The sequence below is a fragment of the Robertmurraya sp. genome (genome assembly GCF_036676585.1).
Classification (GTDB): Bacteria; Bacillota; Bacilli; order Bacillales; family Cytobacillaceae; genus Robertmurraya_A.
Genome location: NZ_JAKFCQ010000112.1, coordinates 1 through 4,787, shown reverse-complemented (window position 1 = coordinate 4,787; position 4,787 = coordinate 1). Strand labels below are relative to the sequence as shown.

At 40.6% G+C, this 4,787-nt stretch carries 9 protein-coding genes; all 9 read right to left on the bottom strand.

What is annotated here, in order from left to right:
* Positions 1-230 precede the first annotated feature (230 nt).
* Positions 231-434 carry a hypothetical protein gene (locus tag ACGLXV_RS15190; protein ID WP_391559319.1) on the bottom strand — a complete coding sequence of 68 codons (204 nt, stop codon included), beginning with the start codon at positions 432-434 and terminating at the stop codon, positions 231-233.
* The gene (locus ACGLXV_RS15185) at positions 434-601 is read right to left on the bottom strand and encodes a hypothetical protein (protein ID WP_391559317.1); all 168 of its coding nucleotides are present in this window, start codon (positions 599-601) and stop codon (positions 434-436) included. Before ACGLXV_RS15185 ends, ACGLXV_RS15190 begins: the two co-directional genes overlap by 1 nt.
* A gap of 11 nt (positions 602-612) precedes the next feature.
* Entirely contained in the window at positions 613-1,071 is a 459-nt protein-coding gene (locus tag ACGLXV_RS15180) for a hypothetical protein (protein WP_391559316.1), read from the bottom strand.
* A 1-nt stretch (position 1,072) separates the two neighbouring features.
* Positions 1,073-1,252 carry a hypothetical protein gene (locus tag ACGLXV_RS15175; protein WP_391559314.1) on the bottom strand — a complete coding sequence of 60 codons (180 nt, stop codon included), beginning with the start codon at positions 1,250-1,252 and terminating at the stop codon, positions 1,073-1,075.
* 87 nt (positions 1,253-1,339) lie between these two features.
* Positions 1,340-1,513, bottom strand: a complete 174-nt coding sequence (locus ACGLXV_RS15170; protein ID WP_391559321.1) for a cysteine-rich CWC family protein — start codon at positions 1,511-1,513, stop codon at positions 1,340-1,342.
* A gap of 24 nt (positions 1,514-1,537) precedes the next feature.
* Positions 1,538-2,140: a hypothetical protein gene (locus tag ACGLXV_RS15165; RefSeq protein WP_391559313.1), complete on the bottom strand. Its 603-nt coding sequence runs from the start codon at positions 2,138-2,140 to the stop codon at positions 1,538-1,540.
* Positions 2,127-4,145 carry an adenosylcobalamin-dependent ribonucleoside-diphosphate reductase gene (locus ACGLXV_RS15160; protein WP_391559312.1) on the bottom strand — a complete coding sequence of 673 codons (2,019 nt, stop codon included), beginning with the start codon at positions 4,143-4,145 and terminating at the stop codon, positions 2,127-2,129. Before ACGLXV_RS15160 ends, ACGLXV_RS15165 begins: the two co-directional genes overlap by 14 nt.
* 30 nt (positions 4,146-4,175) lie before the next feature.
* Complete coding sequence (locus ACGLXV_RS15155; RefSeq protein ID WP_391559310.1) at positions 4,176-4,574, bottom strand: hypothetical protein; 399 nt, start codon at positions 4,572-4,574, stop codon at positions 4,176-4,178.
* Positions 4,574-4,747 (bottom strand): hypothetical protein, encoded by a 174-nt coding sequence (locus ACGLXV_RS15150; RefSeq protein ID WP_391559309.1) that lies wholly within the window; start codon positions 4,745-4,747, stop codon positions 4,574-4,576. Before ACGLXV_RS15150 ends, ACGLXV_RS15155 begins: the two co-directional genes overlap by 1 nt.
* Between the last annotated feature and the right edge of the window lie 40 nt (positions 4,748-4,787).

The following is a 4,787-nucleotide window of genomic DNA, read 5'->3' as shown; positions in this document are numbered from 1 at the left end:
GACTACCAAGTAAGCACTGATCAACGTGTCTATGTTCTTGAGATGCGGATGAAAGAGTTACAAGCCGATAAGAAGGGTAATCAAAAGATTATCACGAATAACATTAACACCCTGAATAATTAAAACAACAACTGCTTTGCAGACATTAAGGTGAACGCCATTTTACCTTTCTCAGAACAAGACTAAGCCCGCCATTTGGCGGGCTATTTTTATGCCTATAGAAAAGTAAATTACCAACAGCTATAATTAGTCACGTCCTTATCTATTGACAACTCTTCACAAATGAATGAAGTCTTAGTACCAATAGCTGTTGGAACAACTTTAAAGTAAAATTCATATTCCTTTTCATTCAGTTCTTCAAGTGCTTTAATCTTCTTCCTGATGACATCTACGTTCTCATTTTCAACGGCATCTAAACTTAGCCAAATGTTCATTATTCAGTCCTCTTATTCAATGATTCAAACGTCTTAACTTCTTGGTGTTTCTGTGGAACTTGGAAGACTTCAGCTTGTTTCTTGTGAATATAATATTGACCAATTAGGACTATGAGCGCTGCACACATTAAGATTGCAGCGACATCAACCAAAGGATTTTTGTTCATTTTTCTATCTCCTACCACCACAATGATTTAAATTTAGCACCAAAGAGGTTCAACCCTTCCTGAACCTTCTTCTCATGTACATCTAGATCTGCATAATAACGAGCTTTCTCTTCCTCATTATCACATTCAATTGTGTAAGGAATTGACATTCCTTCTTTAGCAACACCACCCGGAACAGGAACCATCTCAAGACTAAAGTTATAATGCTTCATATCAGGCTCTTTGTTCTTGAAAGCATACATCATTTTCTTGATGTCGTCTAGCCAATCTTGAACATCTTGGTCTGTCACCCAATCAGCTTCATTCTTCATGTATTCGTTGGGGACGCCTAGACAACCACCTTCTTTATTACGCTTCTCTAGGACATCGTGGAACTTTGATAGTCCTGCGTGGATGATTGGTGAGAGTGTGCAGTCTAGGGAATAGGTGTCAAGATAACTCGCGATCCAACGACCTTTAGAATAGCGCATGTTAGCTCTCCTCCCGGTATTGTACACAAAGCAACCAACCACACCAACGACCCTCTACCCAATCAAGCTCGTATGTCCCGTCTTTATGACGACCAAGGAATTGACGATATTGAATAATCTCTTCAAACTTCCTACGTTCTTGTTCTACGTCAAAACCTACGTAGTATAAAACCTTTTCCATTTTATCCCCTCCAAAAGAAAATCCCACAAGCATCTCTGCCCATGGGATTCAGTTTAGGCTTCTTTCAAAGCTATGTCAAATTTTATTTTAAGCTTTATTGAGGCAGTTTTTACACATACAAACGTCGTTCAGCTCCAACCCCTTGCTCTGTACGTTGAAACACCAACAAGCCTGTTTACCTAGTGAAATGTCGCATCTAACTGGCGAATTACAGCGAGGGCAAGAGTGAGTCACGTTCGATTGTGTGCCAACCTTTTCCATTAGTTCTACGTAGTCCATACTAATTCAACCACATTTCGAGGAACCGCACGAAGCGCATGTCATGCATCCTTCAGAGTAAATCAAGTGTGTACTACCACAATCCCCACAAGTACCACCTTCAACTTTCTCACCATCTTTTACGTAGAAGGACAAGAACTTCTTAATCTGGAACAAGAAAGATCCAACAAAAATGTTATCCATCTGGGCTAGTGTAAAGACAATATTCTGAATCGGTACACGGTGGCGCAGAAGCAAACTAATCGCACGAGTAAGCTTGTTAACATTACTGTCTGCTGACATCTTATCTTCAAGACTTACAACATGTTCTTCAAGGATACCAGACTTACGAGCCAACCCCAACAAACGTTCTACAGCATCACTTGTTTGTGCGGTCTTTTCCTTGTTATTAGTGAGGCAAAACATAGCAAAGGGCAAGGTTGACTCTGGGTGGTAAACGACGGTCACATACCACTTCTTACCCTCAGCTTTAAGTGTTTTAACCCGAGCTTGTGCATCATCTGGGAGTGGAACGTTAGTGATGATTACTTTATCAAACTCAAGCGCCTTTTCTTTCTTATCACCAAGGTGTACAGAAGTGATTTTATTGGTGATCTCAAAACTTGCCAAAATAGTTCTCCTTAATTGCATCATACAGATTTGCTGCTGTGTGTTCTTCACCAGCGTAATTAATTGTGTCATTCCCTTTTGTAACTACTTCACTACCATCATCCAATTTGAAGATGTAGGTTGTAGCTTCAAGGTCTTCCTCGTTCACCAATACACCTTGGAAGGCTTCAGGGTTAAAGCGGAAAGTTGTGCAACCTTTCAAACCGTTATCATATGCGTAGATGTAAATGTCTTTGAAGTCATCAAAAGCAATATCAGATGGAACGTTAATAGTCTTGGAAATACTACTATCACACCATTTCTGCGCTGCTGCTTGAATGTCTACGTGAGCATACGTTGTTACATTATCTGCTGTACTGAATGTAGCCGGTACAACATCTTCACCTGTAATCTCTTTGTGGAACAGCATTTCATAACTATAAACATCAACTGCTTGTTTAGACTTCTTACCTTCTACAATCACGTTACGTGTGTACTTGTGAGAGAACGAGGGCTCAATGCCATTACTTGCGTTGTTGTTCAAAGACAAACTAATAGTGCCGGTTGGTGCAATCGATGTATGGTGAGTGAAGCGGCAACCATATTGCAATGCCTTCTCTTTAAGTTCTGGAGCAACTTCCCAAATCTTAGCCATGTACTTACCAGCACACCACAACACTTTATTGCTAACACCATTTGTTGTGTCGTGAAAGATTGGAGCTGGACCTTTCTCAACAGCCAGATCAATACCGACTTCGTTACCAACAACAGCCATAACTTTCATAAGTTCTTCAGTGAAAGCAATCGAACTCTCAGAACCGTATGTGTCACCAAGCAAAGACAACGCACTCCCAACACCAAGAATACCCATACCGTGACGACGTTTGTATTCAATCGACTTACGTTGGCCCTCAAGAGGAAGACCATTAATCTCAACTACGTTATCAAGCATACGAGTAAAGATACGAACTACTTCTTTGTACTTATCCCAGTTAAAACGAGCTTTATCAGTGAAAGGGTCAATAACAAACATTGCTACGTTAATACTACCAAGCAAGCATGAACCTTCTGGTGGTAGAGGTTGTTCACCGCATGGATTGGTCGCACGAATCTCTTCACAAAACCAGTTGTTGTTGTATTCGTTAATACGATCAATCAGCAAGAAACCCGGCTCAGAATAATCGTAGGTGGAACGCATCATTGTATCCCACAACTCTTTAGCTTCAATCTGTTTGTAGACTTTGCACAAGATATGATCTTCATCGTTGAGAATATAATCTTGTTTGATGCAGTATTCTTTTTCCCAGAAACGTTTCTTGTAAACGGTTTCAGCTTTAACCAAACCACGATCAACTTCAGATTGCTTCACGGGGAAGACTAGATTGTATTTACCTTCTGCTTTAACAGCAGCCATGAATTCATCATCAATCAGCAGGGACAAGTTGAACTGACGAAGCCGACCATCTTCACGTTTAGCTTTAATGAAATCTTCCACATCTGGGTGCCAAACAGCAAAGGTTCCCATTTGAGCCCCACGACGACCGCCGGCAGAACTAATGGTAAAACACATGGAATCAAAGATGTCCATGAAAGTAAGCGGACCAGAAGTATGAGCACCGGCGCCACTTACAAAAGCACCTTTAGGGCGAAGTGTGGAGAACTCATAACCAATACCACAACCTGCCTTCAGTGTCATACCAGCTTGCATTACAGAGTCGAGGATGTCTTGCATCCCATCACCAACAATCTGACTTACTGTACAGTTAATCAAACTAGTTGCTGGCTTATAAGCCCCTGCACCAGCATTAGACATGATACGACCAGCAGGAGTTGCACCGTTACGCAAAGCCCAAGCAAACTTCTCTTTCCAATACTCTTGATTCTTTTCAGGTTCAGCAAGAGCAGCAGCAACACGATTGTATGTGTCTTCAATGTTCAAGTCAACCGGCTGTTGATGCTCATCTTTAAGTTGATACTTCTTTTCCCAAATCTCGTGAGAAGTTTGCTGTAATTCAATGTGTTTCAAGTCTTACTCCTTAGTTACCAAAAATATTAATTAAAGCTCTGAGGCCAGTTGTTCAACAGATTTAACAGTATCACACTTACCAAACCCTCGTTTACTCATTCCTTTAAGCATAATCTGCAAGGAAATGTCACTACAGTTAGCAATCTGATCCTCAATGGACATGCCAGACTGCTGCCAGATTTTGTCCTTTCTCTCACTAAAGGAGAATCGGGGGCCATATTCTACTTGTTGACTAATTCGCGTCCGGTGTGTATTGATTTCAATCTCGTATCCGTTTTCTAGGTCAACGCCCAGACTATAAAGAATTGCATCTACTTTCTCTTTATCTTGAACTTTCCACGCCTCTTGGAATCCAACTACATTTTCTACATCAACAAAAGAAAGATATTGATCATATTCACTTGTTGGGAAATGTTTAACTTTACTCATTATTCACACTCCAAACGGATAGCACTTAGGATAGCATCTTGTACATCATTGAACGCATCACTGTCATGAAGTGCATCTTCAATCGCTTTACGGTTAAGGGCTGATTGTGCAAAAATATCTAGGAAGTTATCCCAAGCCTCTTGTTGTACTTCACAAAACTTTTCGTAATTCATACTGTTTCCTTGAATTTGTTATAGGATTTCTTAGCATCTA

What these genes read in the sequence shown, in the direction of transcription:
- ACGLXV_RS15190 (WP_391559319.1), bottom strand. Translation starts at nt 434, where the DNA reads ATGAACATTTGGCTAAGTTTAGATGCCGTTGAAAATGAGAACGTAGAT.
- ACGLXV_RS15185 (WP_391559317.1), bottom strand. Translation starts at nt 601, where the DNA reads ATGAACAAAAATCCTTTGGTTGATGTCGCTGCAATCTTAATGTGTGCA.
- ACGLXV_RS15180 (WP_391559316.1), bottom strand. Translation starts at nt 1,071, where the DNA reads ATGCGCTATTCTAAAGGTCGTTGGATCGCGAGTTATCTTGACACCTAT.
- ACGLXV_RS15175 (WP_391559314.1), bottom strand. Translation starts at nt 1,252, where the DNA reads ATGGAAAAGGTTTTATACTACGTAGGTTTTGACGTAGAACAAGAACGT.
- ACGLXV_RS15170 (WP_391559321.1), bottom strand. Translation starts at nt 1,513, where the DNA reads ATGGAAAAGGTTGGCACACAATCGAACGTGACTCACTCTTGCCCTCGC.
- ACGLXV_RS15155 (WP_391559310.1), bottom strand. Translation starts at nt 4,574, where the DNA reads ATGAGTAAAGTTAAACATTTCCCAACAAGTGAATATGATCAATATCTT.
- ACGLXV_RS15150 (WP_391559309.1), bottom strand. Translation starts at nt 4,747, where the DNA reads ATGAATTACGAAAAGTTTTGTGAAGTACAACAAGAGGCTTGGGATAAC.